Annotated in this window: 28 protein-coding genes and 1 riboswitch; of the genes, 13 read left to right on the forward strand and 15 right to left on the reverse strand. The window is 62.8% G+C overall.

Annotated elements, in window-relative coordinates; genetic code table 11:
- Positions 1–19 precede the first annotated feature (19 nt).
- Positions 20–1,351, forward strand: a complete 1,332-nt coding sequence (locus CBW66_RS17035) for a tetratricopeptide repeat protein (protein WP_139841708.1) — start codon at positions 20–22, stop codon at positions 1,349–1,351.
- Positions 1,308–1,841, forward strand: coding sequence for a DUF4303 domain-containing protein (locus CBW66_RS17040; protein WP_139841709.1), 534 nt, complete (start codon positions 1,308–1,310; stop codon positions 1,839–1,841). Before CBW66_RS17035 ends, CBW66_RS17040 begins: the two co-directional genes overlap by 44 nt.
- A 3-nt stretch (positions 1,842–1,844) precedes the next feature.
- On the opposite strand, the gene CBW66_RS17045 is transcribed toward CBW66_RS17040, so the two are convergent.
- Together CBW66_RS17045 and CBW66_RS17050 are read right to left on the reverse strand one after the other, a co-directional pair.
- Positions 1,845–2,336 carry a hypothetical protein gene (locus CBW66_RS17045; protein ID WP_086139279.1) on the reverse strand — a complete coding sequence of 164 codons (492 nt, stop codon included), beginning with the start codon at positions 2,334–2,336 and terminating at the stop codon, positions 1,845–1,847.
- 39 nt (positions 2,337–2,375) lie between these two features.
- Entirely contained in the window at positions 2,376–3,023 is a 648-nt protein-coding gene (locus CBW66_RS17050; RefSeq protein WP_086139280.1) for a TetR/AcrR family transcriptional regulator, read from the reverse strand.
- A gap of 67 nt (positions 3,024–3,090) precedes the next feature.
- Here CBW66_RS17050 and CBW66_RS17055 point away from each other — a divergent pair, with 67 nt between their 5' ends.
- The 3 genes from CBW66_RS17055 (at position 3,091) to CBW66_RS17065 (ending at position 4,855) form a co-directional block, all read left to right on the forward strand.
- A complete protein-coding gene (locus CBW66_RS17055) occupies positions 3,091–3,609 on the forward strand; it encodes a DUF2867 domain-containing protein (protein ID WP_086139281.1) in 519 nt (172 codons plus the stop codon).
- 86 nt (positions 3,610–3,695) lie between these two features.
- Positions 3,696–4,307, forward strand: coding sequence for a nicotinamide riboside transporter PnuC (gene pnuC, locus CBW66_RS17060; RefSeq protein WP_086139334.1), 612 nt, complete (start codon positions 3,696–3,698; stop codon positions 4,305–4,307).
- Between the two features lie 17 nt (positions 4,308–4,324).
- Positions 4,325–4,855 (forward strand): AAA family ATPase, encoded by a 531-nt coding sequence (locus CBW66_RS17065; RefSeq protein WP_086139335.1) that lies wholly within the window; start codon positions 4,325–4,327, stop codon positions 4,853–4,855.
- On the opposite strand, the gene CBW66_RS17070 is transcribed toward CBW66_RS17065, so the two are convergent.
- Complete coding sequence (locus CBW66_RS17070) at positions 4,852–6,999, reverse strand: TonB-dependent siderophore receptor (protein ID WP_086139282.1); 2,148 nt, start codon at positions 6,997–6,999, stop codon at positions 4,852–4,854. The genes CBW66_RS17065 and CBW66_RS17070 overlap by 4 nt on opposite strands.
- 86 nt (positions 7,000–7,085) lie before the next feature.
- A riboswitch (TPP riboswitch) is annotated at positions 7,086–7,183 on the reverse strand.
- Between the two features lie 67 nt (positions 7,184–7,250).
- On the reverse strand, positions 7,251–8,408 hold the full coding sequence (locus CBW66_RS17075; RefSeq protein ID WP_086139283.1) for an iron-containing alcohol dehydrogenase: 1,158 nt from the start codon (positions 8,406–8,408) through the stop codon (positions 7,251–7,253).
- Positions 8,409–8,550: 142 nt separating this feature from the next.
- On the opposite strand from CBW66_RS17075, the gene CBW66_RS17080 reads away from it, so the two are divergent.
- Positions 8,551–8,856, forward strand: a complete 306-nt coding sequence (locus CBW66_RS17080; protein WP_230491966.1) for a hypothetical protein — start codon at positions 8,551–8,553, stop codon at positions 8,854–8,856.
- 93 nt (positions 8,857–8,949) lie between these two features.
- Positions 8,950–9,432 carry an Imm26 family immunity protein gene (locus CBW66_RS17085; protein ID WP_086139285.1) on the forward strand — a complete coding sequence of 161 codons (483 nt, stop codon included), beginning with the start codon at positions 8,950–8,952 and terminating at the stop codon, positions 9,430–9,432.
- Between the two features lie 80 nt (positions 9,433–9,512).
- Here CBW66_RS17085 and CBW66_RS17090 read toward each other — a convergent pair whose 3' ends face one another.
- Positions 9,513–10,871: a sensor histidine kinase gene (locus CBW66_RS17090; RefSeq protein WP_086139286.1), complete on the reverse strand. Its 1,359-nt coding sequence runs from the start codon at positions 10,869–10,871 to the stop codon at positions 9,513–9,515.
- A gap of 13 nt (positions 10,872–10,884) precedes the next feature.
- Positions 10,885–11,586: a two-component system response regulator OmpR gene (gene ompR, locus CBW66_RS17095; RefSeq protein ID WP_223278807.1), complete on the reverse strand. Its 702-nt coding sequence runs from the start codon at positions 11,584–11,586 to the stop codon at positions 10,885–10,887.
- A 263-nt stretch (positions 11,587–11,849) separates the two neighbouring features.
- Here ompR and CBW66_RS28560 point away from each other — a divergent pair, with 263 nt between their 5' ends.
- Both CBW66_RS28560 and CBW66_RS17105 read left to right on the forward strand, forming a co-directional pair.
- Positions 11,850–12,239, forward strand: coding sequence for a hypothetical protein (locus CBW66_RS28560; protein ID WP_070224012.1), 390 nt, complete (start codon positions 11,850–11,852; stop codon positions 12,237–12,239).
- Between the two features lie 267 nt (positions 12,240–12,506).
- A complete protein-coding gene (locus tag CBW66_RS17105) occupies positions 12,507–14,366 on the forward strand; it encodes a flagellar assembly protein A (protein WP_170932895.1) in 1,860 nt (619 codons plus the stop codon).
- Here the strand turns inward: CBW66_RS17105 and arfB are convergent, their stop codons facing one another.
- Positions 14,367–14,765, reverse strand: coding sequence for an alternative ribosome rescue aminoacyl-tRNA hydrolase ArfB (gene arfB, locus CBW66_RS17110; protein ID WP_086139288.1), 399 nt, complete (start codon positions 14,763–14,765; stop codon positions 14,367–14,369).
- A 193-nt stretch (positions 14,766–14,958) separates the two neighbouring features.
- Here arfB and CBW66_RS17115 point away from each other — a divergent pair, with 193 nt between their 5' ends.
- On the forward strand, positions 14,959–15,459 hold the full coding sequence (locus tag CBW66_RS17115) for a chemotaxis protein CheW (protein ID WP_086139289.1): 501 nt from the start codon (positions 14,959–14,961) through the stop codon (positions 15,457–15,459).
- Between the two features lie 230 nt (positions 15,460–15,689).
- Here the strand turns inward: CBW66_RS17115 and CBW66_RS17120 are convergent, their stop codons facing one another.
- From CBW66_RS17120 to dapC, 8 genes are all read right to left on the reverse strand, one after another.
- Positions 15,690–17,684, reverse strand: a complete 1,995-nt coding sequence (locus CBW66_RS17120; protein ID WP_170932896.1) for an ATP-binding cassette domain-containing protein — start codon at positions 17,682–17,684, stop codon at positions 15,690–15,692.
- Positions 17,685–17,820: 136 nt separating this feature from the next.
- Positions 17,821–18,711 (reverse strand): 50S ribosomal protein L3 N(5)-glutamine methyltransferase, encoded by an 891-nt coding sequence (prmB, locus tag CBW66_RS17125; RefSeq protein WP_086139291.1) that lies wholly within the window; start codon positions 18,709–18,711, stop codon positions 17,821–17,823.
- A 56-nt stretch (positions 18,712–18,767) separates the two neighbouring features.
- Positions 18,768–19,904, reverse strand: a complete 1,137-nt coding sequence (gene dapE / locus CBW66_RS17130) for a succinyl-diaminopimelate desuccinylase (RefSeq protein ID WP_086139292.1) — start codon at positions 19,902–19,904, stop codon at positions 18,768–18,770.
- 47 nt (positions 19,905–19,951) lie between these two features.
- On the reverse strand, positions 19,952–20,308 hold the full coding sequence (locus CBW66_RS17135; RefSeq protein WP_086139293.1) for an ArsC family reductase: 357 nt from the start codon (positions 20,306–20,308) through the stop codon (positions 19,952–19,954).
- Between the two features lie 131 nt (positions 20,309–20,439).
- Positions 20,440–21,987, reverse strand: coding sequence for an FAD-dependent oxidoreductase (locus CBW66_RS17140; RefSeq protein WP_086139294.1), 1,548 nt, complete (start codon positions 21,985–21,987; stop codon positions 20,440–20,442).
- Positions 21,988–22,042: 55 nt separating this feature from the next.
- A complete protein-coding gene (locus CBW66_RS28565) occupies positions 22,043–22,483 on the reverse strand; it encodes a toxin-antitoxin system YwqK family antitoxin (protein WP_139841710.1) in 441 nt (146 codons plus the stop codon).
- 99 nt (positions 22,484–22,582) lie between these two features.
- Positions 22,583–23,410 (reverse strand): 2,3,4,5-tetrahydropyridine-2,6-dicarboxylate N-succinyltransferase, encoded by an 828-nt coding sequence (dapD, locus tag CBW66_RS17150; RefSeq protein WP_086139296.1) that lies wholly within the window; start codon positions 23,408–23,410, stop codon positions 22,583–22,585.
- Positions 23,411–23,427: 17 nt separating this feature from the next.
- Entirely contained in the window at positions 23,428–24,657 is a 1,230-nt protein-coding gene (dapC, locus tag CBW66_RS17155; RefSeq protein WP_086139297.1) for a succinyldiaminopimelate transaminase, read from the reverse strand.
- A 249-nt stretch (positions 24,658–24,906) separates the two neighbouring features.
- Between dapC and tsaB the strand changes: the two genes are divergently transcribed.
- The 3 genes from tsaB to CBW66_RS17170 are packed head-to-tail and all read left to right on the forward strand — an operon-like array spanning position 24,907 to position 26,995.
- Positions 24,907–25,632, forward strand: a complete 726-nt coding sequence (gene tsaB / locus CBW66_RS17160) for a tRNA (adenosine(37)-N6)-threonylcarbamoyltransferase complex dimerization subunit type 1 TsaB (RefSeq protein ID WP_086139298.1) — start codon at positions 24,907–24,909, stop codon at positions 25,630–25,632.
- Positions 25,629–26,120: a ribosomal protein S18-alanine N-acetyltransferase gene (gene rimI / locus CBW66_RS17165; RefSeq protein WP_086139299.1), complete on the forward strand. Its 492-nt coding sequence runs from the start codon at positions 25,629–25,631 to the stop codon at positions 26,118–26,120. Before tsaB ends, rimI begins: the two co-directional genes overlap by 4 nt.
- Positions 26,117–26,995 (forward strand): uracil-DNA glycosylase, encoded by an 879-nt coding sequence (locus CBW66_RS17170; protein ID WP_086139300.1) that lies wholly within the window; start codon positions 26,117–26,119, stop codon positions 26,993–26,995. Before rimI ends, CBW66_RS17170 begins: the two co-directional genes overlap by 4 nt.
- The last annotated feature ends 5 nt before the right edge of the window (positions 26,996–27,000 follow it).

Consider the following 27,000-nt stretch of genomic DNA (forward strand, 5'->3'; position numbering starts at 1 on the left):
TGCAGCGATGGAGGAGACCATGGTCAGCAATCACTGCAGCAGGTTTGTCATGAGAAGACGGCTCGCATCGGCGTTCTTTTTGTGCGGTCTTTTTTTGCCGGCCTGCACAATGCAGAACGAAGAAGTCCTGCCGCGCAACCAAAGCCTGCCACTTTTCAATCCCCATGTAGCGGATTTTGTCTGTGAAACCGAGGCAAGCAAGGTGCCGCCCATTGATGTGCAAGCCGAGGACTGGTTTCTCGAAGCGCGCGCGCTGGAAGATCCTGAAATTTTCGTGGAAGACCGCGATTACAAGAAAATCGTCGATCTGACGCGCCAGGCGGCGCAGCGCTTGCACTGGAAGGCAATGCTCAATCTGGCCAGCCTGTATGTGGAAGGGCGCGACCCCCTGCATGGCAATGAAGAGGCGGTGCAACTGGTGGAAAAGGCGATGCGGCTGGGCATACCGGCAGCCTATGACTGGATGGGGACGTATTATGCGAACAGTACCGGCGTGAACGGCGACATCACGCGTGCTTATGCGTTCTGGCAAAAGGCGGCGCAGATGGGTAATCCACAAGCAATGGCGTTCTTGGGCGAAAAATTGACTGCAGGGAAAGATCATCCGGGGATTGATATGTGGGACAACATTCCTGTTGCAACCAAAATGCTGGAATGTGCGGTTGCTCAGGGTTATGGCCCAGCGGCATATGATTTGTATTATTTATATGCTGCGCCACGAACTGCAGATGGCACAATAATCGGCGATCACCGGACACCAGAAACAAAAGATCGAGCGCTAAAAATTTTACATGAAGGTGTCCGCCTTGGTTGCGCGCAGTGCGCACGCGATCTCTCGATAGAGTTCAGTCAACCTTTTAATTTGTCCGATATGTTAGTGCCGTTCATTGACAAGGCTCGCGGTGAACGTTATGCGGTACTTAATCGAGAACTAGGATTCAATCCCAATGCGCGCTTTCCAAATCTGGACAAGGTATTGCCGCTCCCGCCCGCCGACCTGCCGCCCTGGAATGGCGACAGGGATACCTTGCTGCATGCGGCCAAGGGCGTCCGCCCGCCGCCAGCCGTCCCGCAGCCAGGCGCCGCCGCGCTGTTGCAATCGCCGTATTTCCTGGCCGCCGGCTATGCGCTGCGTCCTGCCGGCTGGCACAGCGATGCGCCGGCTGCGCCATTTTCCGCATACTGGCAACCCGCCGGTTTGCGGTCCCGGCATGGCCTGCACTGTTCAAGCGCCACGGCCTGCCGCATTGGTTGTGCCAGGTATAATTTCCGCACTATCCACCGCTATTCTTTTTCGAAAGGCCTCCATGCCCCAGACTCCCGATTTGCCGCCGGATTGGCAGGCGTTTGAAACGGCCTACGACGTCGAAGCAAGCTGGTTCAGGCTGGCCAACGCATCGCTGGCATTGCTGGGTGCGTCCGCTTTCAAGGATCAGGCATTTTCAGCCTTTGCCTTCAATGCCGTCTCCTTTCCGTCCATTTCGCTGAGCTTTGACACCGATCCCGCTAACCGGGAGCGCGATTTCTATCCTCCGGACTGGTCGAACGAGTGCATGGAAGCCGACGTGCCGGAAATCGGCCAGCTGTGGGAGGAGGGCCATGCAAGGATAGAAGGCGCGCTGAGCGAGCTGATCGACGCTGCCGATGACGCGCTGCTCTGCGCCATCGAGGAAGGCTATCTGCACAGCCTCAGGAAAACCATGGTGCGGCTGGAAATGCACCATGCTTTCGACCAGATCAAGACGTGCGCGCCGTTCTGGACCGTGGTCACGCAAATCGATGCCGATACGGATGAAGAGGAGCGCCTGCTTGAACAGGTGCGTCTAGACCTTCTGGCGTGAGCGCTATATCAGGGCTTGCCAGGCCCTGACTTCTTCGTCTGTGAGCGTCGGCCCCCAGCCGCCGCGCAACGCCGCATCGTGCTGCACGTAGTCCTTCAGCTGCGGCACGGCCACATCATGCCGGACGCAGATGTCAAAGACGGCTTCCAGCTGGCGCCGGCTTGCCGCAAGGTCATCGCCATGCCAGGTACAGGCGCTCGTTTCCAGCACATGCTGCACCAGTTCTTCCAGCGTGCCGGGCAGGTGCCCGGGCATGGCCATGCGCACCTCGTCCGGCCAGGGATCGCCCATGCCCGTCACGGCCAGGGACGCAAAGCCCCGTTCCCAGGCAGCAAAATCCCCAGGCGCGACCTGCGCCAGTTTCCACACATGAGCGGCGAACGCGGACAGGGCGGGATGATCAATGTCGAAGCGCCGGCAAAAGCGTTGCAGGCACGTGACGGCAATGCATTGCCTGGCGATCACGGAGAGCGTGTCTATCGATATATTGTGCATGAGTCAAAGCTCCTGAGGTGGTATCTGCCGGTAACCGAGTCAATTTGACTGGATGACGTTTGTGCCGCCTGGCGAGGCAGCCTGCCGCAGCGCCTCCACCGGCAACTGAAAAAAGCGCGGCACCATGGCCGGTGACAGCTCATCGCCGCCGTCCGTCATGGCCAGGCGACCGCTCAGCAGCAGCATCACGTAGCCGTGGCCCAGCGACCAGCCGGCGCTGGCGGCGGCCTTGTCCCAGCGCGGGTCGAGGCCCGCTTCGCGCACAGCCGCGCCGGCCGTCTGCAGCACGTACTGGAAGCACGCTTGCGCCGCCTCCTGCAGTGCCGGGAACTGGCGCACGTCCTGGTGCTCGAACATCAGCCGGTAGTGGGCCGGCGCGGCCAGGGCGAATTCGATGTATTGCTGGCCCAGCAATTGAAAGCGCTGTTCGGCGGGCAGGCTGCCCGGCGGCGGCAGCTGCGTTTCCCATTTCTGTATCAGGCTGGCGAAACCGGCCGCGGCCACCTCGGCCAGCAGGGCCTCCTTGCTGGGGAAGTGGCGGTACACGGCGGCGACCGAGACGCCCACCGTGCGCGCCAGTTCGCGCAGCGAGAGGGCCGCATCGCTCTGCTGCGCCAGTTGCGCGATGGTGGCGGCGACCAGGGTGTCGCGCAGCTTGCCGTGGTGGTAAGTGCTGGTGCTTGTCATCGTATGTTATCGCTGTTCACATTGTCGTGTATGATGGGCATGTTATCACTGAAAACATGGAGAGCACATGCATGAGATGAACATTGCCGTCCGCACCGTGGACTTGCCGCCAGGCGCCAGCATCGCCCCCTTGTATCCCGGCAGTAACTTGGCCGATGCGTATGCCGTCGACTTGCCCACCGCACAGGCGCGGCAGATGGACATGCAGAGCCTGGCGCGCCAGCTGCTGGGCAAGCAGCCGGGCTGGGCGCGCAAGCTGATGGTGCTGCGCGACGCCATCGTGGCGCGCTTCGGCATCCGCACGGCAAAACAGATGGAAGCGCGGCCTGGCAAGCGCATCGGCATCTTCCGCATCTATGCCGTCAGCGACGACGAGATCATCCTGGGCGAGGACGACAGCCACCTCGATTTTCGTTTGTCCGTACTGCGCAACCGCGACGCGGGGCGCCATGGCAGCGTGACCGTCTCCAGCGTCGTGCATTGCCACAACCGGGTGGGGCGCGCCTACATCATGCTGATCCGACCGTTTCACAAGCTGATCGTGCGGCATTCGCTGGCGCGCGCGGCCAGGGCCGGCTTCGCCTGAGGCGGGGAGGGGGCGGACGGCAAGGGCAATCTTGCTTATTCATGGCCGGTATTGCATACTGCACCACCAGCCTCATCACGATTCCCATGAACGATACGCTTCTCCTGCTGGGTTTTGCCACCACGCCGCTTGAACTGATTTCCTTTGTCCTGGCACTGACAACCGTTGCGCTGAACATCCGCCAGAACCACTGGGCGTGGCTGTTCGCCATCATTTCCTCGGCCGCCTACGGTTTCGTGTTTTTCGAGTCGCGCCTGTATGGCGACATGGCCTTGCAGCTGCTGTTCATCAGCGTCTCGTGCTGGGGCTGGTATCAGTGGCTGCATCCGTCCAGTGGCGGCAAGACCCTGCCGGTCACGCGGCTCGATGGCCGTGGCTGGCTGGCCTGCGCGGCGGGCTGGCTGCTGGGCTTCCTGCTCATCGCCTGGCTGCTGACGACGACGGACACGGACGTGCCCCACGCGGACGGCTTCCTCACGGCAGGCAGCCTGGTGGGGCAATTCCTGCTGTCGCGCAAGAAACTGGAAAATTGGGTCGCCTGGATCGTCGTCGACGTGCTGTATGTGTGGCTGTATGTGCACAAGGGCCTGACCCTGACGGCCGTGCTGTACGCCTTCTTCGTGGTGATGGCCATCATCGGTTTGCTTGCATGGAAAAAGTCGGCACCGGCCGCGCCTGACGCCATGGTCCTCAAGTGACGGCGCCTTGCGTGCGCGTGGCGATCCTGGGCGCGGAATCGTCGGGCAAGTCGACTTTGGCGGCAGCCCTGGCCGAGCGCTACGACACCGTCTGGGTGCCGGAATACTTGCGTGAATTTGTCGAAACGCAGGGCAGGGTGCCGGTCGCGCAAGACCAGTACGGCATCGCGCTGACACAAGTCGAACGCGAGGCCGCCGCCGCCGCGCAAGCGCGCGGCTTCCTGTTCTGCGACACGACGCCCTTGATGACGGCTGTGTACAGCCGCCATTATTTCGATGGCGCCGATGCGCCGCTGGCCGCGCTGGCGGACGCCACGCGCTACGACTTGACCCTGGTGACGGCGCCCGACAGCCCGTGGGTGGCCGACGGCTTGCAGCGCGAATCGGAAGCCGTGCGCCAGCTGATCTACCGCTACCTGCTCGACGCGCTCGACGCGCGCGGCATCGCCTATCACGTGCTGCGCGACAGTCTGGAGGCGCGCCTGGAACAGGCGGCGCCCCTGCTGCAACAGGCGCTTGCCGCAGCGCCTGTTATTTCCCTCAATTAAAAGTCGAACTGCGCCGACACCTTGAACGTGCGGCTGGCGCCCGGGTACAGATAGCCATCGGACTCCGGCGTCACGTCGCGCCAGTAGAACTTGTCGGCCACGTTGTTGACGCTAGCGCGCAGCACGGCGCGCGTGCCGGCGATGCGCGTGGCGTAAGCGGCGCCCAGGTTGAACACGTGGTACGACGGCACGAAGGTGGTGTTGTTGTACTCGAATGCCTTCTTGCCGGCAAACTCCCAGCTGCCATTGACGCTCAGGCCCGCCACCTGCTGCACCGCGTAGTCCGCATGTACGGCCGCCTTGAAGGCGGGCACGTTCGGGACGCGTTTGCCGTCGAGGTCGGCATTGCCGGTGCCCGACTGCTGGCTGTTCAGGGCCGTCACGGAGGCACCCAGGCTCAGGCTGGACGATGCCTTGCCCTGTGCCGACAATTCCAGGCCGCGGTGCTGGGCCTGGCCTTCGCGCACGAAGTAGCCGGCCGTGTTCTGGAATTCCAGGCCCTTGCGGATCTGGAACAGGCTGGCCGCCACCATGAAGTCCGGCGTCACATCCATCTTGGCGCCCAGTTCGATCTGCTTCGAGCGGCTCGGTGACAGTTCTTCATTGGCATTCATCGCCTTGCGGTCGGCCGTGCCGCCATGTTCCATGCCCTGTGAATAGGCCACATACACGGAGACATTGTCGAGCGGGGTGTAGACGAGCGAGACGTTGGGCAGCAGGAAGTCGTGCTTGGCGCGCACTTCCTTGTCGGCCTTCAGCACATACTGGTAGCCATCGACATCGATATGGCGCAAGCCGCCATGCAGCTTCCAGTTCGGCGCCAGGCTGACGATGTCCTGCACGAAGACGGCGTTTTCCGTATCTTTGCGCACCAGGCGCACGGGACCCGTGACGCCGGGCGACGTGCCGACGATCTGCGGCTGGTAGATGTTGCTTACGCCGACCCAGTCATATACGTACAGGCCGGCGCGGTCCTTGCGGCGGAAGGTCGACACGCCGGCCGTGAATTCATGGCGCAGCGAACCGGTGGCGAACTTGCCCTGGATCATGGCTTGCGCGCTCAGCGGCTTTTTCGTCTCGCCCAGGCTGCGGTAGTCGTATACGTCGTAGTCGCCATTGCCGCAGAAGCCGGGGTACAGGTCCTGTCCGCTGCAGCCGTACGGGAAGGCCGTGTAATCGTCGCGCTTGAACGAGTGCTGGTTGGCCGACACGGTGGCGCGCCAGTCGTCATTGAAGGCGTACTGGAAGCGCAGGCCGATATTGCTGGTGACGGTTTCCACGGGGCGCGTCCATGGCTGCAGGTTGAGCATGGCGTCGGCGCTGATGCCGGTCGGCAGGGTCTTATTGTTCAGCAGCTGGAAGCCCGGCGCCGTCGCCTGTGCCTTGTCCTGGTAGTCGGCATCGAGCTGCAGCAGCGCTTGCGGCGAAATCTGCCAGTCGAAGGCGCCGGAAATGAACTTGCGGTTGCCGTCCGCGCCCTTGATGTAGGAGCGCAGGCGCTCGGCCGCCACGTTGATCCGGTAGCCGAAGCGCGTGTCGTCCAGGCGGCCGCCCAGATCGACGGCGCCGTACAGGGTGCCCCGCTCGCGCGTTTCCACGGTGACCGTGCGCAGCGGTGCGGCGGTCGGGCGCTTGACGATGAAGTCGATCACGCCGCCCGGCGCGGCCACGCCTGCCTGCAAGCCTGCCAGGCCCTTCAGCACTTCGATGCGTTCCTTGTTTTCCAGCGGAATTTGGGTGTCGCCAGGAATGGCCACGCCATCCTTGCGGTAGCTGGAATTGTTGTCGAGCTTGAAGCCGCGGATCGTGAACTGTTCCGCATAGCCGACGGCGTTGTAGGCATCGTTGATGCTGGCATCGAGCTTGGCGGCATCGCTGAGATTGCGGATCTGTAAATCCTGCATGTCTTTTTGCGAGATGACGGTGACGGACGCCGGCGTCTGCAGCAGCGGCGCATCGCTAAAGCCGCCGACGGAGGCGCGCCTGGCGGCCGGCGCCTTGCTGGCCGTGACGACGACTTCGGCCATGCTCGGCGCCTGCGGGTCGGCGGCTGCGGTGCTGTCATTCGCGGCGAAGGCAGGCGCGGCAAACGCGTGCAGGATGGCCAGGGTCAAAACAGAAACGGATAAATTCGGTGTGGACATAGATTGCTCGTGGTTCAAGCCGACTCTGTACAGAGCACGGCAGGCTGCTTGTTCGGCTGGCGCCAACGCAGGAGCTATCAAAGGAGGGAAGGTACTTTGCGCTTTCCTTCGCTGGCATTATCCAGATCAGGTACGAAGGGTATCTCTCACCCGGATGACTGCTCCAGGACCCCTAGCGAAATGACAGCTTAGCATGAAGCACGGCCCGCTGTCCCACCCGGCTGACCGTTTTACAACACTGTGACGCGAATCTACAAACTGAGTTCGAGCACCTTGCGGCTGACGGCGGGCGTCACTTCGCGCTGTTCGCCCAGCGCCGTCATGCCGTGCCCTTCCAGGGCGGACACGACGGCGTCCACGCTCGCATGGTTCAGGCCGTAGTCGGCCAGGCGCGTCTTGACGCCCATGTGGCGGAAGAAGAATTCCGTGCGCGCGATGGCCGCCTCGATACGGCCATCCTCGTCGCCGCCATCGAGGCCCCACACGCGGGCTGCGTATTGCAGCAGCTTGGCGCGCTTGGCCTGCTTGCGCACGCGCAGCATGCTGGGCAGGATGATGGCCAGCGTCTGCGCATGGTCGAGCTCGTACAGGGCCGTCAATTCGTGGCCGATGGCGTGCGTGGACCAGTCTTGCGGCACGCCCACGCCGATCAGGCCGTTCAAGGCCAGGGTGGCGCTCCACATCACGTTGGCGCGCACGTCGTAGTCGTTCGGGTGCGACAGCGCTTTCGGGCCTTCCTCGATCAGGGTCAATAAAATGCCTTCGGCGAAGCGGTCCTGTACGGACGCGTTCACGGGGTAGGTCAGATACTGTTCCATCACATGCGCGAACGCATCGACGACGCCATTGCCCACCTGGCGCAGCGGTAATGTGAAGGTCTTCGACGGGTCCAGCACGGAGAATTTCGGATATACCTTGCGGCTCATGAACGAGCGCTTTTCCTGCGTGGCCTTGCGCGTAATCACGGCCGAGCCGTTCATTTCGGAACCCGTGGCCGGCAAGGTGAGCACCGTGCCGAAGGGCAGGGCGGCCTCGACGATCTTGCCGCCTTTCGCCAGGATATCCCACGCTTCGCCCTCGTGCAGGGTGGCGGCGGCGATGAACTTGGTGCCGTCGACCACGGAGCCGCCGCCGACGGCCAGCAGGAAATCGATGCGCTCGCTTTTCACGAGGGCCACGGCCTGCATCAGGGTTTCATAGCTGGGATTGGGTTCGATGCCGGAAAATTCCAGCACCGTGTGGCCGGCCAGCGCCGCCCTGACTTCATCGTAGACGCCGTTCTGCTTGATGCTGCCGCCGCCATACGTCATGAGCACTCGGGCCTGCGGCGGGATCAGCGCCGTGATGGCGGCGATCTGGCCCTGGCCGAAGAGGATTTGCGTCGGATTGTAAAAATCGAAATTGAACATGTGGCTCCCGCTGCCGAGGTGTAGGCTGTTGCTGAGCCATGATTATGGCCGAACGGGTGAAATTGTGTCGTGGACGCTTGAGCTTTTCGTCCGCGCGGTGGAGAATGCAGCCGATGTCACCACCACGCGAAAAGGAATGCGCATGACCACCGTCCCACTGGAAGAATCCGGCTTGCCGGCCACCGCGCTCGACATGCACCGCGCCATCGGCGCCACCATCGCCGCGCTGCAGGCGTTGGACTTGAACAGCCAGCGTTTCGAGGCGTGCACGGATCCGGAACTGCGCCGCGTGCTCGCGCATGCGGGTGACACCAGCCGCAAGGAAGCGGCCATGCTGCTCGAATGGATGCGCCGCCGCGACGCGCGCCTGGACGCGGCCTTGAAGGAAGCGCTGTTCAAGGCGGGGCCAATTGTTGCTCAGTATCACTATGACGAGAAAATATTGTAACTATTGGTTTGTTGTCGTGGCGTACCATGCGCCATTTAACCTTTGCTTCGCGTAGACTGTGCCCCGAACACGATTTTGGGGGAGTCTGCAGAAATGAAATCATTACCATACCGAGAAGGCAGCTGGTTTGCCGTGCCCCTGCCGGGCGGCGGTTATGCCGTCGGCGTGGTGGCGCGCAGGGCGCCTGCCGGGCGCATCATGCTGGCGTATATGTTCGGGCCGAAGCGCGACAGCTTGCCCACACTGGAAGAGCTGGAAGGCTTGCGGCCGGAACAGGCCGTTCGCCGCCTGCGCACGGGCGACATGGCGCTGCTCAACGAGCGCTGGCCCCTGCTGGGTGACAGCCGTCACTGGGAGCGCGACGCCTGGCCCATGCCGGCCTTTATCCGCCGCAATGAATCCCTGCAGCGCGCCTGGCGCGCCAGCTATGCGGACGCCGATCCTGCCAAGCTGAACCGAGAGGAGTCAATCCCCTTCGACACGCCAGGCATGGAAAGCGATTCCCTGTACGGCTATGGGGCGACGGAATTGTTGATGAGTAAATTGCTGGCGCAGGAGCAGGCATCAACGGCGTAGGTCGGATTAGGCCGGCAGGCCATAATCCGACAACATTGTTGGCTATTTTTGTCGGATTACGCGGTTCCCGCTAATCCGACCTACGCCGCTGGCAAGCTGATCTGAAACGCCAGGCCGCCGCCTTCGCGGTTGCGCACCTGCAGTTCGGCACCGTGGCGCAGCAGCACGCGGTCGACGATGGCCAGGCCAAGGCCGGCGCCATTGGCCTGCCCGCGTGCCGTGTCGAGGCGGGTGAACGGCTTCATCAATTGCTCGATCTTTTCCGCCGGCACGCCCGTGCCGTGGTCCTGTACCTCGATGATCACCTTTTTCGCGCCGTGGCTGGTGCGCACGTGGCAGACGATGTCGATTTCCGTCATGTCGCTGCCCGGCGTCTTGCCATAGCGGCGCGCATTTTCGATCAGGTTGTTCAGCACGCGGCGCAGGTCGGTGGGGTTGCCCATCGCATGCGCGCCGTCGGCGATGCTGGCGTTGACCTTCACGTCCGGCAGGCGCATCGCTTCGCGCGTCATGTCGTGGAGCAGGCCGCTGAGGTCGACATCGGTAAAGCTCGACGCTTCCGTCGGCTTGGCGTAGTCGAGGAACTGGCCGATGATGGCGTCCATCTGCCCGATATCGGACTGGATGCCTTCGCGCGCCTCGTCCGACAGGTTGGCCATTTCCACTTCCAGCTGCATGCGCGCCAGCGGCGTGCGCAAGTCGTGCGAAATGCCGGCCAGGATCACGGCGCGGTCCGATTCCACCTGTTTCAGATCATCGACCATCTGGTTGAAGCTGCGGTTCGCCTCGATGATTTCGATCGGTCCCTTTTCCGGCAGCGGCGCCGGCTGCTTGCCCTTGGCGATGTCGCGCGCGGCCGCCGTCAGACGCGACAGCGGCAGATTGATCAGGCTGGAAATGATGGCTGCGCCCAGCAGCGACAGCAGCGATACCAGGCTGGCCCAGCCCAGCCACTGGAAGCCCGTGAGGCCGCGCAGGCGCTCGCGGTCCAGCATCAGCCAGTACTCGTCGTCGTCGATCTTGAAGCTGACCCAGAAGCCGGCCACGCCGTTGACGCGCGCGGAAAAGCGCGTGTCCTTGCCCAGCTTGGCTTTCACCAGTGCCTCGATCTCGGGCATCAGGTAATTGTCGGGCGGCGGCTCGATGCGGTCGTCCTCTTCCAGCGAGAAGATGCGGATGCCTTCGTTGCTGACGAGGTCGAACAGCAGCTCGCGGCGCAACTCGGGCGCCGAGTGCGTCAGTGCCGCATGCGTGATGGTGACGACGGAAATGATCTGGGCGGAAATCTGCTGCGCCTGCGGCTCGCGCTGGATGACGGAAATCATGCCGATCCAGGTGATCATGCTGACGGTGGTCAAAGTACCCAGCAGCAAAAAGGTGCGCCAGAACAGGCCGCTTTTCAGCCGCGCCAGGCTGATATCGGGAACAAGCTTCATCATGCCTCGCCAGCGATCAGCGCGGCTGTCCGTCCGGGATGAAGACGTAGCCGAGGCCCCACACGGTCTGGATGAAGAGCGGGCTCGACGGATCTGGTTCGATCAGCTTGCGCAGGCGCGAAATCTGCACGTCCAGGCTGCGGTCGAACACTTCGTATTCGCGTCCGCGCGCCAGTTCCATCAGTTTTTCGCGCGACAGCGGCTGGCGCGCATGGCGGGCAAACACTTTCAGCACGGAAAATTCTCCCGTGGTCAGCGGCACCGTTTCGCCATTCTTTTTCAAGGTGCGCGTGCCCAGGTCGAGCACGAAGTCGCCGAACTCGAAGGTTTGCGGCGTTTCCGACGGCGCGCCCGGGATTTCATCGGGACCCTTGCGGCGCAGCACGGCGCCGATGCGGGCCACCAGTTCGCGCGGATTGAACGGTTTCGGCAGGTAGTCGTCGGCACCCATTTCCAGGCCCACGATGCGGTCCACGTCCTCGCCCTTGGCCGTCAGCATGATGATCGGCGTCTGGTCGCCCGCGCCGCGCAGGCGGCGGCAGATCGACAGGCCGTCTTCGCCGGGCAGCATCAGGTCGAGCACCAGCAAGTCGTAGCGTTCGCGCAGCCACAGCTTGTTCATGGCCGTCGCGCTCTCCGCCGTGAAGACATTGAAACCCTGTTCGGTCAGGTAGCGCCGCAGCAGGTCGCGCAGGCGCACATCGTCATCGACCACCATGATTTTTGCCTGGTGGCCATGGATCGATTGCGTTGTTGTATTGCTGCCGGTAGTGGAGGTTGTGGTCATTTAGGGTGTCGTGTTATCTTATATTAGTTGCTATAGTAACGCCTCGCGCGGCGTCGGCAAGGGGCTGTGGCGACCCATTACAAAGTGTTACAAACTTTACCCAATTACTCTTACTGCACCGTGTAAAGCATCATACACTGGGGCCACAGTGGAAATCAGCTTTAGTTTATACGGCATCGCGGAAGAGGAACTCAATGAATATCTTTACTAAAAAAATTCACGCCGCTCCCAGCGCAGCTATCGCCGCACGTACGACTGTGCTGTCCGCATTTGCCGTTTGTTCCGTGTTTGCCGCCAGCTTGGCGCTGGCGCAAAACCAGCCGCCGCCACGCCGTGACGACCAGCAGCAAATGCAGGCCCAGCGGTATGAGCAGGTACAGCGCAGCAATAGCAATGATACGCGACTGCGCGAACAGCGCGACGCACGCAGTTTCGACACCCGCGCCGAAGAGCAGCGCCGCGCCAACGAGGGCGCGGACGCCTCACGCCGCACGGGCCGCATGACGCCCGACGAACGGCGCGACCTGCGCCGCCAGATCAACGAAGTGGGCCAGGATATTTACTCCAACCCGCCACGCCGTTGATGACATCCGGCAATACCTACTGCGCGTCGCGACTTGTGGCCTGCGATGCTCACTGTACTAAAGTACAGTTCCGCTTCTCGGCCACAATTCACTTCCGCTCGCTACGGTCTTGCCAGATGTCGTGACTGTACCTGAAACATCCATCTCCATTTTCCCCCCATGTTTGTTGCGTCAGGATTATGCTGATCCGGCACACCGCCACGCCCCGTGATATTGTTCTAGTGCACTGAGACAATTCTCTGAATGTGTTGCAGGGGGAGGCAAGGCGTGAGCGACGACGACACACCCGTTCCTGATGCGGCCCCCGCAGGCGGCTTGCCGTACGGCCTGGTCCAGCGCGACGGGGGCGTGTTCCTTGACCTGTCGCTGGCGCCGGCGCAGCTGCGCGCCGCCGTCGACCAGCTGTTCCAGTCGGGGCAGTTGCTGGCTGGCCTCGATTACGGTTTGTTCCTGCTGACCCTGTTCCATGCGCCCACGCCCCGCGCCGCGCCCAAGGGCGAGGCCTTGCTGCGCATCGCCGTGCGCGTGGCGCCATTTCCGCCCCCGCGCCGCGCCCTGTATAAACAGGTCAAGATCCACGGCGACAGCGCCGAGTTTTACTTTGAAGCATTGCTTCCTGACGCGGATGGCCAGGTGCCTGCGCGCCGCGAGTTTGACGAGCTGGTGGCCGACCTGTGGTGCAAGGGGGTGCACTACGGCATCGATAGTGTGGCCGTGCGCGCCGTTCTCGCCAGTGGCAAGGCCGAGCGCATCACGGTGGCGCGGGTGCTGCCGCCGCAGCCGGGGCGCGACGCCCAACTGGTGGCGGTGTCGCAAGGCATCCACCGCGACGATGCGCCACGCGAACGCTCCGATGGCCGCCTCGATTTGCTCAGCTTTAAGAACCGCTTTCCACAAGTCAAAAAACACGCGCGCCTGCTGCGTCTGCTTCCAGGTGCGCCCGGTTTGCCCGGCTATGACCTGGCCGGCAAGGCACTGCCGCCGCCCGCGCCGCTGGAGCTGGACCTGGCCACAGTGGCGGGGCCGGGCACGGCGGTCGAACATTTCAGCGATGGTGATTTTGTCGTCGCCACCACGAATGGTTATGTGAACGTCGATGAGCACGGCAAGATGTCCATCGAGAACAAGATCGTCAGCCGCGAAGGTGTCAGCAGCCGCACCACGGGCAATCTGAAGCTGCGCGCCGCCTACGAAGAATATGGCGACGTGCAGGAGCAGCGTCAGCTCGACGGCAGCGACATCACTATCCATGGCGACGTGTATGGCCATTTGCACTCGCATGGCGGACTGATCTTGTTGCAGCGCAACCTGGTGGGCGGCACGGCGGTCAATGAACACGGCGACGTGCGCGTCGATGGCGTCGCTTCCGGTTCCGTGCTGCAGGCGCTGAGCGGCGAAGTGCATGTGAAGCGCGCCGAAAGCTGTGTCATCGCCGGCACGCGCGTGGTGATCGACAGCGCCAGCAATTGCGAGATCATCGCCGACGAGGTCGTCATCGAACTGGCGGAAGGCTGCGCCGTGGCGGCGCGCACCATCCGCATCGGCAGCGCCGGCCCGCGCAAGCAGGTGGAAATGCTGCTGTTTCCGCTCGTGCCCGATTTGAGCGCCCTGGAGCAGCAGATCGCGGAAAGCCTGGCCAAGGCGGCGCAATTCCTGCAACTGCAGCACAAGCGCCAGCAGGAAATCGATGCCATTGCGCAATTGCCGGAAGTGCGCAATTACCTGACCCTGGCGGGCCAGCTGCGGCGCGGCGAATTGCAGTTGCAGCCGGCGCAGCAGTTGCAGTACGACAAGCTGGCCACGCGCATCGCTCCCGTCCTGAAGGAAGTGGCGCGGTTGCGCGTGGAAGTCAAACAGTCGGAAATCCTGCATGCGCAGATGCTGGCGCTGGTGGCGCAGCTGCGCCAGGAGCGGCAGGCGACGGCTGGCCAGTCGCGCTGCACCCTGGGCCTGGTCGATGGAGAAACGACGGTGCGCGCCCTGGTCGTGCCGCCCGGGCCGGCCAAGGTCTACGACCGGCCGCCGAAAGAGATCAAGGCCTTGCTGCGCAGCGTCACGCCGGCCACGCAAGCCGTGTTCGCGGAAAGCACGGGCAGCCTGGAGTGGATATACCAGCCGCCACCCTGATCAGTCGATCACCTTGCCGCGCGACTGTTTCAGCACACTGTGCGTGCTCTTGCTGTCGAGGCGGCGGCGCTGCGAGCCGCGTGTAGGCTTGGTGGCGCGCCGCACGGCGGGCAGGAAGGTCACGCTGTCGATGATTTCCTGCAAGCGCCGCAACGCTTCTTCCTTGTTCTGCTCCTGGCTGCGCGACTGCTGCGCCTTGAGCACCAGCACGCCATCCTTGCTGATGCGGCTGTCGCGCAGGGCCAGCAGACGCTCCTTGTACGCTTCCGGCAGCGACGAGGCGGCGATGGGGAAGCGCAAATGGATGGCGCTGGACACCTTGTTGACGTTCTGCCCGCCCGGACCCTGGGCGCGGATGGCGGAAAATTCAACTTCAGCGGGGTTGACGAGGTGTTGCATGGCCTGCCTGTAGGGAGTGATGTGGGTATTGTAAGGGAAGATGGCTGCGCCGGCGCAAGGGCGGGCGGCCAGTCGATGATGTCTTCCGGGAAAGTTGATGTTTCTCAACGCCGGGGGCGGGGATGCTGGTTAGCATGGGCCAACGTTGCGCCACTGCGCATCCTGGCAGCGCTTACCGGATGAAAGGAACACCATGCAGCCCACGACCACGCCTGGCGCCGCAGCGACGGCGGAACGCGGCACCGCGCAATCTCTGAAGCAGTACTTGAGCTTTCGGCTGGGCGGCCTGGAATACGGCCTCGATTACCGCTGCGTGCGGGAATTGCGGGCACTCAAGGAGCTCGACCGTTTTTCTTCGGAAGGGGAAGTGCTGCACAGCGTGGCCGTATCGCGCGGCGTGATCATCCCCATCGTCGATATGCGCGCCGCGTTCGGCAGCGCCCACGGCGCGCCAGACCCGGCCACCGACGTGATCATCTTACAGCTGAGCAATGGCGTGATGGGCATGGTGGTCGACGGCGTCACCGACATCGTCAGCCTGGCGCCCGCCGACATCGCCGCCGTGCCCGGCCTGGGCGAGGCGGAAGCCGATTACCTGCAGGGCCTGGCCACGGTGGCGGGGCGCCGCTTGATCCTCGTCGACATCGACCGCCTGATGGCGATCCGCAGCCCCGGTCCGATGCAGGCAGCCTGAAAAAAAAAGACGACCCGGAGGTAATGCCGTTCAGTGAAGCTGTCCGACGCATTGAAAGGCAAAGGTGTCAGGCGTAAAAACGTAAAATTGGCGGGCCGAAGACGCGAGCTTGGCCCGGTACACCTGTGCCGGCGACTGGGGCTTTATTCCGTTTTGCAGGTCTACTGGTCGCGTAGGGGCGCTATCTGAACGGCATTACGACCCGGAGGTCGTCTTTTGTCGTTGCTTGATTAACCGAGTTTTTCCAGCTGATCCTGCAAGTCCAGCCATTCCGCTTCCAGCTGCGCCAGGTCCTTGGTGAAGAAGGTCTGGTCGGCCAGCAACTGTTTCAGCTTGGCCTTGTTGGCGGCGTCGTAGATGGTCGGCTCGCCCAGCTTGGCGTCGGTTTCCGCCTTTTGCGCGTTGCGCTTGGCAATCTGCTCTTCCTGGCGCTTGATCTTGTTTTCGATCGGCTTGCGCAGGGCGGCCGTTTTCTGGCGCTCTTCCGCTTCCTTGCGCTTGTCGCGCACGGGCGCGGCAGGGGCGGCGGCCGGCGCAGGTACGGACGATGTTACCGGGAAATCGGTCTTGTTGGCCTTGCCGGCGGCCGGCAGCACATCGGTACCCTTGCCCAGCTTGGTCTTGAACAGCCAATCCTTGTAGTCGTCCAGGTCGCCGTCGAACGGCTGCAGCTTGCCGTCAGCTACGATGATGAATTCGTCCGTGGTGGCGCGCAGCAGATGGCGATCATGGGACACGACGACCAAGGTGCCTTCGAACTGCGCCAAGGCTTCCGTCAGCGCTTCGCGCGTTTCCAGGTCCAGATGGTTGGTCGGTTCATCGAGCAGCAGCAGGTTCGGACGCTGCCAGACGATCAGGGCCAGCGCCAGACGGGCTTTTTCGCCGCCCGAGAAAGGCGCGATCGAGGCGGTGACCATATTGCCGGGGAAGTTGAAGCCGCCCAGGAAGTTGCGCAATTCCTGCTCGCGCACGGTGGGGGCGATCTTGGCCAGATGCCACAGCGGCGATTCGTCATGGCGCAGCATTTCCACCTGGTGCTGGGCGAAGTAGCCGATGTTGAGGCCCTTGCCCATGGTGGCGTCGCCCGTCAATGGCATCAGTTCGCCGGCGATGGTCTTGATCAGGGTCGATTTGCCGGCGCCGTTCTGGCCCAGCAGGCCGATGCGCTGGCCGATCTGCAGCGAAAACTTGATGCCGTTGACGATGGTCTTGTGCGTGATCTCGCCCGTCGCTTGGTTCTCGATCTTGTAGCCCGCATCGACGTCTTCCATCACCAGCAACGGGTTCGGGGCCGACAGCGGCTCGCGGAATTCGAACGAGAATTCGGCGGCGGCGCGCAGCGGCGCCAGCTCTTCCATCTTCGCCAGCGCCTTCATGCGGCTTTGCGCCTGGCGGGCTTTGGAAGCTTGCGCCTTGAAGCGGTTCACGAACGATTCCAGGTGGGCACGCTTGCGCTGCTGCTTTTCCAGCGCGCCGGCGGCCAGGATCATCTGCGCCGCGCGCTGGCGCTCGAAGCTCGAATAGTTGCCCGAGTAGCGCTTCAGCTTGCGCTCGTCGATATGCACGACCACGTTGACCACTTCGTCGAGGAAGTCGCGGTCATGCGAAATGATCAGCAAGGTGCCGGCGTAGCGCTTGAGCCAGTCTTCCAGCCAGATGATGGCGTCCAGGTCCAAGTGGTTGGTCGGTTCATCGAGCAGCAGCAGGTCGGACGGGCACATCAGCGCCTGCGCCAGGTTCAGGCGCATGCGCCAGCCGCCGGAGAAACTGGCGACAGGCTGCTGCATCTGGTCCAGGGTGAAGCCCAGGCCCAGCAGCAATTGCTCGCCGCGCGACTGCACGGTATATGCGTCCGCATCGGCCAGCGCGCTGTAGATGTCGCCGATGGCGATGCCGTTTTCCGACGTGGCCGGCTCCGATTCCAGGCGCGCCAGTTCCGCTTCCAGTTTGCGCAAGGTCACGTCGCCGTCGATCGCATAGTCGAGCGCGGCACGGTCCAGCGGCGGCGTTTCCTGCGCCACGTAAGCCACGCGCCATTTGGCCGGGAAATCGATTTCGCCCTGGTCAGGGTGCAATTCGCCGCGCATCATGGCGAACAGGCTCGATTTGCCCGCGCCATTGGCGCCGATCAGGCCGATCTTGTCGCCCGGATTGAGGGTGACATCGACTTGTTCGAGCAACGGTTTGATGCCGCGCATCAGGCTTACTTGTAGGAAACGTATCATTTTTTTCTTTGTGTAGGCTGGGCTTTACCCCTCGCCGTAAAATTCAGGTAGGTCGGATTAGCGTAGCGTAATCCGACAAGTGTGTGCGCTGCCTGTCGGATTATGCCCTTCGGGCTAATCCGACCTACCAAGTCGATTAAACCAGCTTCAACTGCTCGGCCGTCAGCAGGAACACCATGTCGTCGCCGGCGCTCGTCGTCAGCCAGGTCAGGCCCAGCTCGCCGAAGGCCGCTTCCGCGTATTCGCGCTCGTTGCCGATTTCAATCATCAGGATGCCGTCGTCCGTCAGGCGTTCGGCCGCGCCTTTGATGATTCTCCGCACCAGGTCCATGCCGTCGCTGCCGCCGTCGAGGGCGATTTGCGGTTCGGCCAGGTATTCCTGGGGCAGGGCGCCCATCGACGCGGAATTCACGTACGGCGGGTTGCTGATGATCAAATCATATTTCTTGGCCGGCACGTTCGTGTACAGGTCCGATTCGATCAGGTTCACGCGGTCCTGCAGTTTATAGGTGTCGACGTTGCGCTTGGCCACGGCCAGCGCGTCGGCGGAAATGTCCACGGCGTCGACGGCGGCGTTCGGGAAGGCATCGGCCATCATGATGGAGAGGCAGCCCGAACCGGTGCACAGTTCTAGGATGTTTTCCACGGCTTCCGGTTCTGCCACCCACGGCGAGAAGTATTCAGGGATCAGTTCGGCAATGAAGGAGCGGGGCACGATCACGCGCTCGTCCACGTAGAAATTGTACGTGCCCAGCCAGCCTTCCTTTGTGATGTAGGCGGCCGGCACGCGGTCGATGCTGCGGCGGTCGATCACCGTCATCACGCTGGCCACTTCCGACGGCAGCAATTTGGCATCGAGAAACGGTTCGAGCTTGTCGAGCGGCAACTTCAAGGTGTGCAAGATCAGATAGGCCGCTTCGTCGAACGCTTCGGCGCTGCCGTGGCCGAAAAACAGCTTGGCGGTATTAAAACGGGTAACGGCGTAGCGCAGCAGGTCGCGTGGCGTGGAAAACGGGTTCGGGGTCATGGCATTCTCGAAAAGACGGTGTTCTGGCCCGCCGTGACGGGCCTCGGTATTCTTGTTCAGGCGGGCAGCAAATGCTCCAGCGTGCGCCGGTAAATATTCTTCAGGGGATCGATGTGGCGCAGTTCGATGTGCTCGTCGATCTTGTGAATACTGGCATTGGGCGGCCCGAATTCTATCACTTGGGGGCAGATTTGCGCGATAAACCGGCCATCCGAGGTGCCGCCCGTGGTCGACAGCTCCGTCGTCAGGCCCGTTTCTTCCAGGATGGCGGACGACAGCGCATCGGAGAGCGTGCCGCGCGGCGTGAGGAAGGGCAGGCCGCTCAGGGTCCACTGCAAATCGTACTGCAAATCATGTTTGTCGAGGATGGCGTGGACCCGTTCCTGCAAGCCCTCGGCCGTGCTGGCCGTGGAAAAGCGGAAATTGAAGTCGATGACCATGTCGCCGGGAATCACGTTGTTGGCACCCGTGCCCGCGTTGATATTCGACATTTGCCACGAGGTAGGGAGGTAATATTCGTTGCCCGCGTCCCATTTTTCTTCGACCAGGTCGGCCAGCGCCTGCGCCGCTTCGTGGATCGGGTTTTTCGCCAGGTGCGGGTAGGCGATATGGCCTTGCACGCCCTTGATCGTCAAGCGGCCCGACAGCGAACCGCGGCGGCCGTTCTTGATCATGTCGCCCAGCTGCGCGCTCGAGGTCGGCTCGCCCACCAAGCAATAGTCGATCTGCTCGCCGCGCTCCTTTAACTTGTCGCAGACGATGACGGTGCCGTCCGTGGCCGGGCCTTCCTCGTCGCTGGTGATCAAAAAGGCGATCGAGCCCGTGTGCTGTGGCGTGGCGGCGATGAATTCCTCGCAAGCGACCACCATGGCGGCGATCGAGGTCTTCATGTCGGCCGCGCCACGGCCGTACAGCTTGCCGTCGCGGTGCGTGGGAATGAAGGGCAGCGAGCGCCATTGCTCGACGGGACCCGTCGGCACCACGTCCGTGTGGCCGGCAAACACGAACACGGGCGACGTCGTGCCGCGCCGTGCCCACAGATTGGTGACGTCGTTCGACTGTATCGTCTCGCAGGCAAAGCCCAGCGGCGTGAGGAGGTCGATCAGGTGCTGCTGGCAGCCCTTGTCATCGGGTGTGACCGAAGACAGGGCGATCAGTTTTTCGGTCAGGGCGAGGGTTTTGGAGGTGGTCATGGGTAAGGTCGTGCCGGCAACATCGTTCCGGTGGTCAACTAAATAGATTACAGCGAGAAAATGGTCTGGTACTGCGCATCCGAAAACGCCACGCTGAACTTTCCATCCTTGTCCAGCACGGGGCGCTTGATGATGGACGGGTTTTCCAGCATCAGGTCCAGGGCGCTGGCCGCGTCCGTTATCGACGTCTTGCGCTCGTCGGGCAGGGCGCGCCAGGTCGTGCCTTTCTTGTTGACCAGCACATCCCACGGCAATTGCTGCAGCCACGCCTCGACAGTGGCGCGTTCCAGGCCCTGCTTCTTGAAGTCGTGGAAGGTGAAATCGAGTTGCTGTGCGGCCAGCCAGGTGCGGGCCTTTTTGACGGTATCGCAATTGGGGATACCGTAGAGTGTAATGGTCGTCATGGGTAGGGCTAAGGGGAATGAATGCGGTTCGCTTGATCGCGGCGCTTGCGCCAGGACAAAATGCGGTGGTAGCCGACATTATACAGTCGAAGCGCAGCCGATGCGGCAGTGCAACACGTCCCTTGACTTCCCTACACCGGCCGTGGCGCCGTCTTGCCTGATTCAGCCGGACCGAAATGCAGACCAAGCCGCAAGGCCAGGGCGCGCAGGGCGCCGCTTTCCTGCAGGTGCAGGGCAAGCGCGATGTGGCCGTCGGGGCGCACCAGATAGGCCGCGTCGCGCCCCAAGCCGGCCAGCTTGGCGGCGACATTGAAGGTATAGCAATGCACGGGCAGTTTCAGCACGCGCGCCTCGTCGAGCAGTTCGGGCGCCGCTTCTCCATAGATGTGCAATTGCCAATCCATGCTGCGCAGGGCTAAAAAGTTGTCTTGCGTGCCGTCCGAGAACCACGGCAGGCGGTCGCCGCCGCGCAGGTATTCCGCATGGCCGGCGGACAGGGCGCTGTCTTCATAGCTGATCTCGATTTGCGACACGGTCTTGAACAGCAAGCGGCGCGCCCGCGCGAAGCCGGACAGGAAGGGCAGCGCGTGTGGCACCAGCCAGCGCCGGAGGAATTGCCCGGCCATGCCCTGTGCGACGATGGCCTGGAAGGCGCGGTCCGTGGTGGCGACGAGCTTGCGGGCAAACACGATGCGCTCGCTTTCATAGGTGTCGAGCAAGGCGTCGTTGCTCTGGCCGTGCAGCTTTTGCGCCAGTTTCCAGGCCAGGTTGACGGCGTCACCCAGGCCCGTGTTCATGCCCTGGCCGCCCACGGGGCTGTGCAGATGGGCGGCGTCGCCGAGGATGAAACAGCGGCGCGCGCGGAACTGGCCTGCCACCCGGTGATGGACCTTATAGGTGGAAAACCAGTTCACGTGCTCGACTTTGATGCCCAGCAAGGCTTGCACCTGTTCCCGCACGTCGTCGAAGACGGGGGGCGGCGCGCCATCGGGGCGGTCGGGCAGGATGCCGATCAGGCGCTGCATGCCGCTGGTGCGCACGGGCAGCATCAGCGCAAACGCGTTCGCGCCCAGGTGGGCGTGCAAATCTGTATTGTTGCCGGCCACTTGCGCATCGGCCACGTAGTACAGGTGGTCGTAGGTGCCGCCGGAAAACTCGAAGCCGGCGATCTCGCGTACCTTGCTGCGGGCGCCGTCGCAGCCGCAGATGTAGTCAAACGTGCAATACTGGCGTTCGCCATTGTTGAGCAGGATGGCTTGCACTTCGCTATCGTCCTGCGTCCACAAGTCCAGGGTGACGTTCCATTCCACATGCACGCCGGCCGCCGCCAGTTTGCTGATCAGAAAGCGTTCATGCTCGTCCTGGGGCAGGCTCAGCACGAAAGGGTAGGGACTCAGCCCTTCGCCGATCTCGCCCAGCGCCAGTTTTACCAGCTCTTCGCCGCCTTCGTGGATGTGCATGGCATTGATCTTGATGCCCAGGCTGACCAGCTCGTCGGCAAAGCCCAGCTGCTGGTAAAACTCCAGGGTGCGCGCATGCACGGCCATGGCCCGCGACGCCTGGCCCGGTCCGCTGTTTTTATCGATGATGCGGCAATCGACGCCATGGCGCGCCAGGCGCAAGGCAAGCATGAGGCCGGTAGGGCCGGCACCGACGATCAATACGGGAGGAGTATTCATGCCATCCAGTATAGGACAGGATGGGGAAGGGCTGCGCGACGATTGAAGATGGTATTCAGATGCGATGCGGGAGATGTGTGGTGCTGGCCTTGGCGCCAATTTGACTGTTGCGCAGTTTTTTCAGTGTGGCAAATTGCGCGCCATCTTCATCTATGCGATAGTCCTTGAGCAGAGTGCCCTGCGCGTCCCAGACTTGTTCCTGGATGCATATTCCGAGTTCATAGCGTCCGTCGGATTTGCGCGCGCCATTGTCGTGCCATTCATGCGCCGGGCCATGTAACGCGTTCAGGGCAAACCATTCTTCGCGAATAAGCCTGCTCGCAACCGACCATTGCCGAGAAATACCATTTTTCTGGCCATCAATAAAACTGGTTTCTGTTATCAATGCGCCATCCGTATCGTTTTCAAATGCTATGCCGCTAAACGGTGTGCCTGTGTAGCACATCAGCAGGCAATCCTCTGATGGCTCCAACGCCTCGTAATCGACTCTGGACATGCTTTACCTCAAACAAGTGTTACGCTGGCGTGGATAGAAATAAAAATGTCCCGCCGTAGCGGGACATTCAGGTGTGACCGATACTTCGCAGCGCAGTGATTAAATGCCGCGCAAGAGTTCGTTGATGCCGGTCTTGGCGCGGGTTTTCGCGTCGACGCGCTTGACGATCACGGCGCAGTACAGCGAGTACTTGCCGTCATCCGAAGGCAGGTTGCCCGAGACCACGACGGAGCCGGCCGGCACGCGGCCGTAGGTCACTTCGCCCGTGGCGCGGTCGTAGATCTTGGTCGACTGGCCGATGTACACGCCCATCGAGATGACCGAGTTTTCTTCGACGATCACGCCTTCGACGATTTCCGAACGGGCGCCGATGAAGCAGTTGTCTTCGATGATGGTCGGGTTCGCTTGCATCGGCTCGAGCACGCCGCCGATGCCGACGCCGCCGGACAGGTGGACGTTCTTGCCGATCTGCGCGCAGGAGCCGACGGTGGCCCAGGTGTCGACCATGGCGCCTTCATCGACGTAGGCGCCGATGTTGACGTAGGACGGCATCAGCACGACGTTCTTGGCGATGAAGCTGCCGCGGCGGGCGACGGCTGGCGGTACCACGCGGAAACCGCCCTTGGCGAAGTCTTCGGCCGTGTAGTTGGCGAACTTGGTCGGCACCTTGTCGTAGAACTGCATCGTGCCGTCGGACGGCAGGACGACGTTGTCTTCCAGGCGGAACGACAGCAGCACGGCTTTCTTGACCCACTGGTTGACGACCCAGTCGCCCGAGGTTTTTTCCGCCACGCGGATGCTGCCATTGTCCAGGCCATGGATGACGTGGGAGACGGCGTCGCGCAGTTCGGCCGTGCCGTTGCGCGGATTGATCTCGGCGCGGTTTTCCCAGGCCTGGTCGATGATGGTTTGCAGTTGTTGGCTCATGATGATGTCTTGTTTATTTAGTTGGTTGATGCGGATGCGGAAAGCTGCTGGCAGAATTTTACTATGCGCAAGGCCGCTTCCAGCCCTTCGGCCGTCTCGGCCACCAGGGCCATGCGGATGCGGTTGCGGCCCGGATTGATGCCGTGCGCGTCGCGCGCCAGGTAGCTGCCAGGCAATACCGTGACATTATATTCGGCGTACAGGCGTTGCGCGAATTCGGTGTCGGACAGGCCCGTGCGGCTGACGTCTGCCCACAGGTAGAAGCCGGCGTCCGGCAATTGCACGTCCATCACCGCTTGCAGCAGCGGCGTGATGGCGTCGAACTTGGCGCGGTACTTGGCGCGATTTTCCTCGACATGGGTTTCGTCGTTCCAGGCCGCGACGGAGGCCGCCTGCACGGCGGGGCTCATGGCGCCGCCGTGGTAGGTTCGGTAGAGCAGGAATTTTTTCAGCACCTCGGCGTCGCCGGCGACGAAGCCCGAGCGCATGCCCGGCACGTTCGAGCGCTTCGACAGGCTGGAAAACACCACCAGGCGCGCATACGGGCGCTCGATCGTGGACAGGCCCAGCATGTGGGCCGCCTGCAGCGCGCCCAGCGGGGGCGTGTCGCCGTGGTAAATCTCGGAATAGCACTCGTCGGCGGCGATGACGAAGTCGTAGCGCTCGGACAGGGCGAACAGGTGTTCCCAGTCCGTCAAGGTGAGCACGGCGCCCGTCGGATTGCCGGGCGAGCACAGGAACAGCAGCTTGACTTTTTCCCACACGGACGCGGGCACGCTGTCGTAGTCGCAGCCGAAGTTGCGCGTGGGGTCGGAGTTGACGAAATACGGTTCGGCGCCGGCCAGGTAGGCTGCGCCCTCATAGATCTGGTAAAACGGATTCGGGCTGATCACGAGCGAACCGGCCGATGGATCGATCACCGTTTGCGCCAGCGCAAACAGCGCTTCGCGCGAACCGTTTACGGGCAGGATTTGCGTGGCAGGATTGAGCTTGGGGATGCCGTAGCGGCGTTCCAGCCAGCCGGCGATGGCGCTGCGCAAGGCTTCCGAACCGATGGTGGTCGGATAGCTGGCCAGGCCGTGGATATTGTCGACCAGCGCCTGCTCGATGAAGGCCGGCGTCGGATGCTTGGGTTCGCCCATGCCCAGGCTGATGGGCGCATACTCGGGATTGACGGTCACGCCGGCAAACAGCTGGCGCAGCTTTTCGAATGGATATGGTTGCAGTTTAGCAAGAAGTGGATTCACGGAACGGACCAGGGCAAGAGTGGAAAGACGATATTGCTGAGCGATGTGGCTTGGTAATGGCTGAATAATGGCTGAACGATTGCTTGGCGCGGCAGGCTTGATGCCGGTCAAATAATAGGCTGCGTCTTTCATTATAGCCGTCCTCGCGGGGCCGCTGTGCAAGCCGCGCCAGCTTGATCGCTGCCCGGCTGGTCCAGGCATGCCGCGGCGGGGAGTGCCGCGCCATGGCGTGGCAAGGTAAAATACGGCATGCCTATCTTACTTCCCACCTTGCTTGCCATTGAAACTTCGTCCGAACTCGCGTCCTGCGCCTTGCTGCGCGGCGATGCCGTTCTTTTCCGCGCGTCGTCGGGCGTGCGCACCCATTCCCAGTCGATCTTGCCGATGGTGCAGGAATTGCTGGCCGAAGCGGGCGTGACCCTGGCCGACGTCGATGCCATCGCCTACGGCTCCGGTCCCGGCTCGTTTACGGGCGTGCGCACGGCCTGCGGCATCGCGCAGGGCCTGGCCTATGGCGCCAATTTACCCGTCGTGCCCGTCGTCACGCTCGACGCCATGGCGCTCGCCTGCCACCAGCAGCATGGCGCGCAGCGCATCGTGACCGTGCTCGACGCCCGCATGGGCGAAGTGTACTGGGCCCAATATGATTACCAGGATGGCTTGCAAGCCGTGCTGCCGCCGGCCCTGAGCGCGCCGGCCGGCGTGGCGCCGCAAGGCGACGTGGTCGGTTGCGGCAACGGTTTTAGCGCCTATGCCGAAGCGCTGGCTGCGCTGCCGTGCGCCGCCACTGCCGACGTCGCCATCATGCCGCACGCCGTGCAAGTGGCGCAGCTGGCGCGCATCGCCTTTACGGCCGGCCAGTTCGTGACGGCGGCCGATGCGCAGCCTTTGTACTTGCGCAACAAGATCGCCTACACGAGCGCCGAACGCCTCGACATGCAGGCCGCCAAGGCCGCCGCGGAGTCCGCGCAATGAGCGTGGCGGGCCAGGATCGCGCTGCCGGCTGGGACTTGCTGCGCCTCGACTATCAGCCGATGCAGGAAGCGGATCTGGCGGAAGTGCTGGCGCTGGAGCAGCGCGTCTACCCGCATCCCTGGACGCACGGCAACTTCGTCGATTCCCTCAAGAGCGGCTATCCGGCCTGGGTCTTGCGTGACGTGGATGGCACCTTGCTGGGCTACTTTTTGCTGATGCTGGTCGTCGACGAGGCGCATTTGCTCAACGTGGCCGTCGAGGGCGCCATCCAGGGGCAGGGACTGGGCCGCTTCCTGCTGAACCAGTCCTGCGCCTGCGCGCGCCAGCTGGGCATGGAATCGATGCTGCTGGAAGTGCGTCCGTCGAATGTGCGCGCGCTTGATATTTACCAGCGCTATGGATTTGAACAGATAGGCCGGCGCAAGGGATACTATCCGGCCAGCAACTCGCAACGTGAGGACGCCATCGTGATGCGTTATACCTTATGAGCCGCAGCGCCGTTTTTCTCGATGAAATGGGTGTCGGCCCCTTGTGGCGCTTGCGCCAGGGCGCCGCACCCGAGGCTGTTGACGTCGTCGCCGACGCTGCCGTGGATGCGGAAGTCGCTGTGGCCCCGCCTGTGGTCGAAGCCATTGAATCCGTGACCGCAGTGGTCACTGAGGTGGTCGTTCAGGTACAGACCGAAGCGCCCGCCGCTGTTGCCGCCACGCCAGTTCCCGTCGCCGCGCCTGACGACACGGCCTGGTTCGACGATGCGCCGCCACCGCCGCCCGCCAGACAGCTCAGCGATACGGACATTGCCGCCCTCGACTGGGAAGGCTTGGCGGCGGCTGTCGCCAAGTGCGCGCGCTGCGACTTGTGCAAGACGCGCAAGGGCGTGGTCATGGGCCGTGGCGACCGCCAGGGCGCCTGGCTGATGCTGGCCAGCAGCCCGTCCCGGCTGGAAGAGCGCGAAGGGCGCGCCTTGCCGGGCGAGCAGGGCAAATTGCTCGACAATATGCTCAAAGCCATCGATGTCGATGCGGGCGGCGATGTGTACATCACGCACTTGCTGAAATGCCGTCCGCTTGACGAGGCGGGCCAGGAACGCTTGCCCACGGAGGCCGAGTCCGCCGCCTGCCGTCCTTATTTTGAGCGCGAACTGGCCTTGCTGCAGCCGCGCACCATCGTCACCCTCGGTTCGATGGCCGCGGCCGGCATCAATCCCGGCGAAAAGCCCGTACGGGGCAAGGTGCGTCAGCTGGGCAACGCCTCGCTGATCGCCACCTTCCATCCGGAAATGCTGCTGCAGGACGAGACGGGCAAGGCCAAGGCGCGCGCCTGGGCCGACCTGTGCCTGGCGAAAAGCACGCACGGTGGTTGATACGG

It is taken from the genome of Janthinobacterium sp. GW456P (assembly GCF_002127655.1).
In the GTDB taxonomy this organism is placed as follows: Bacteria; Pseudomonadota; Gammaproteobacteria; order Burkholderiales; family Burkholderiaceae_D; genus Janthinobacterium.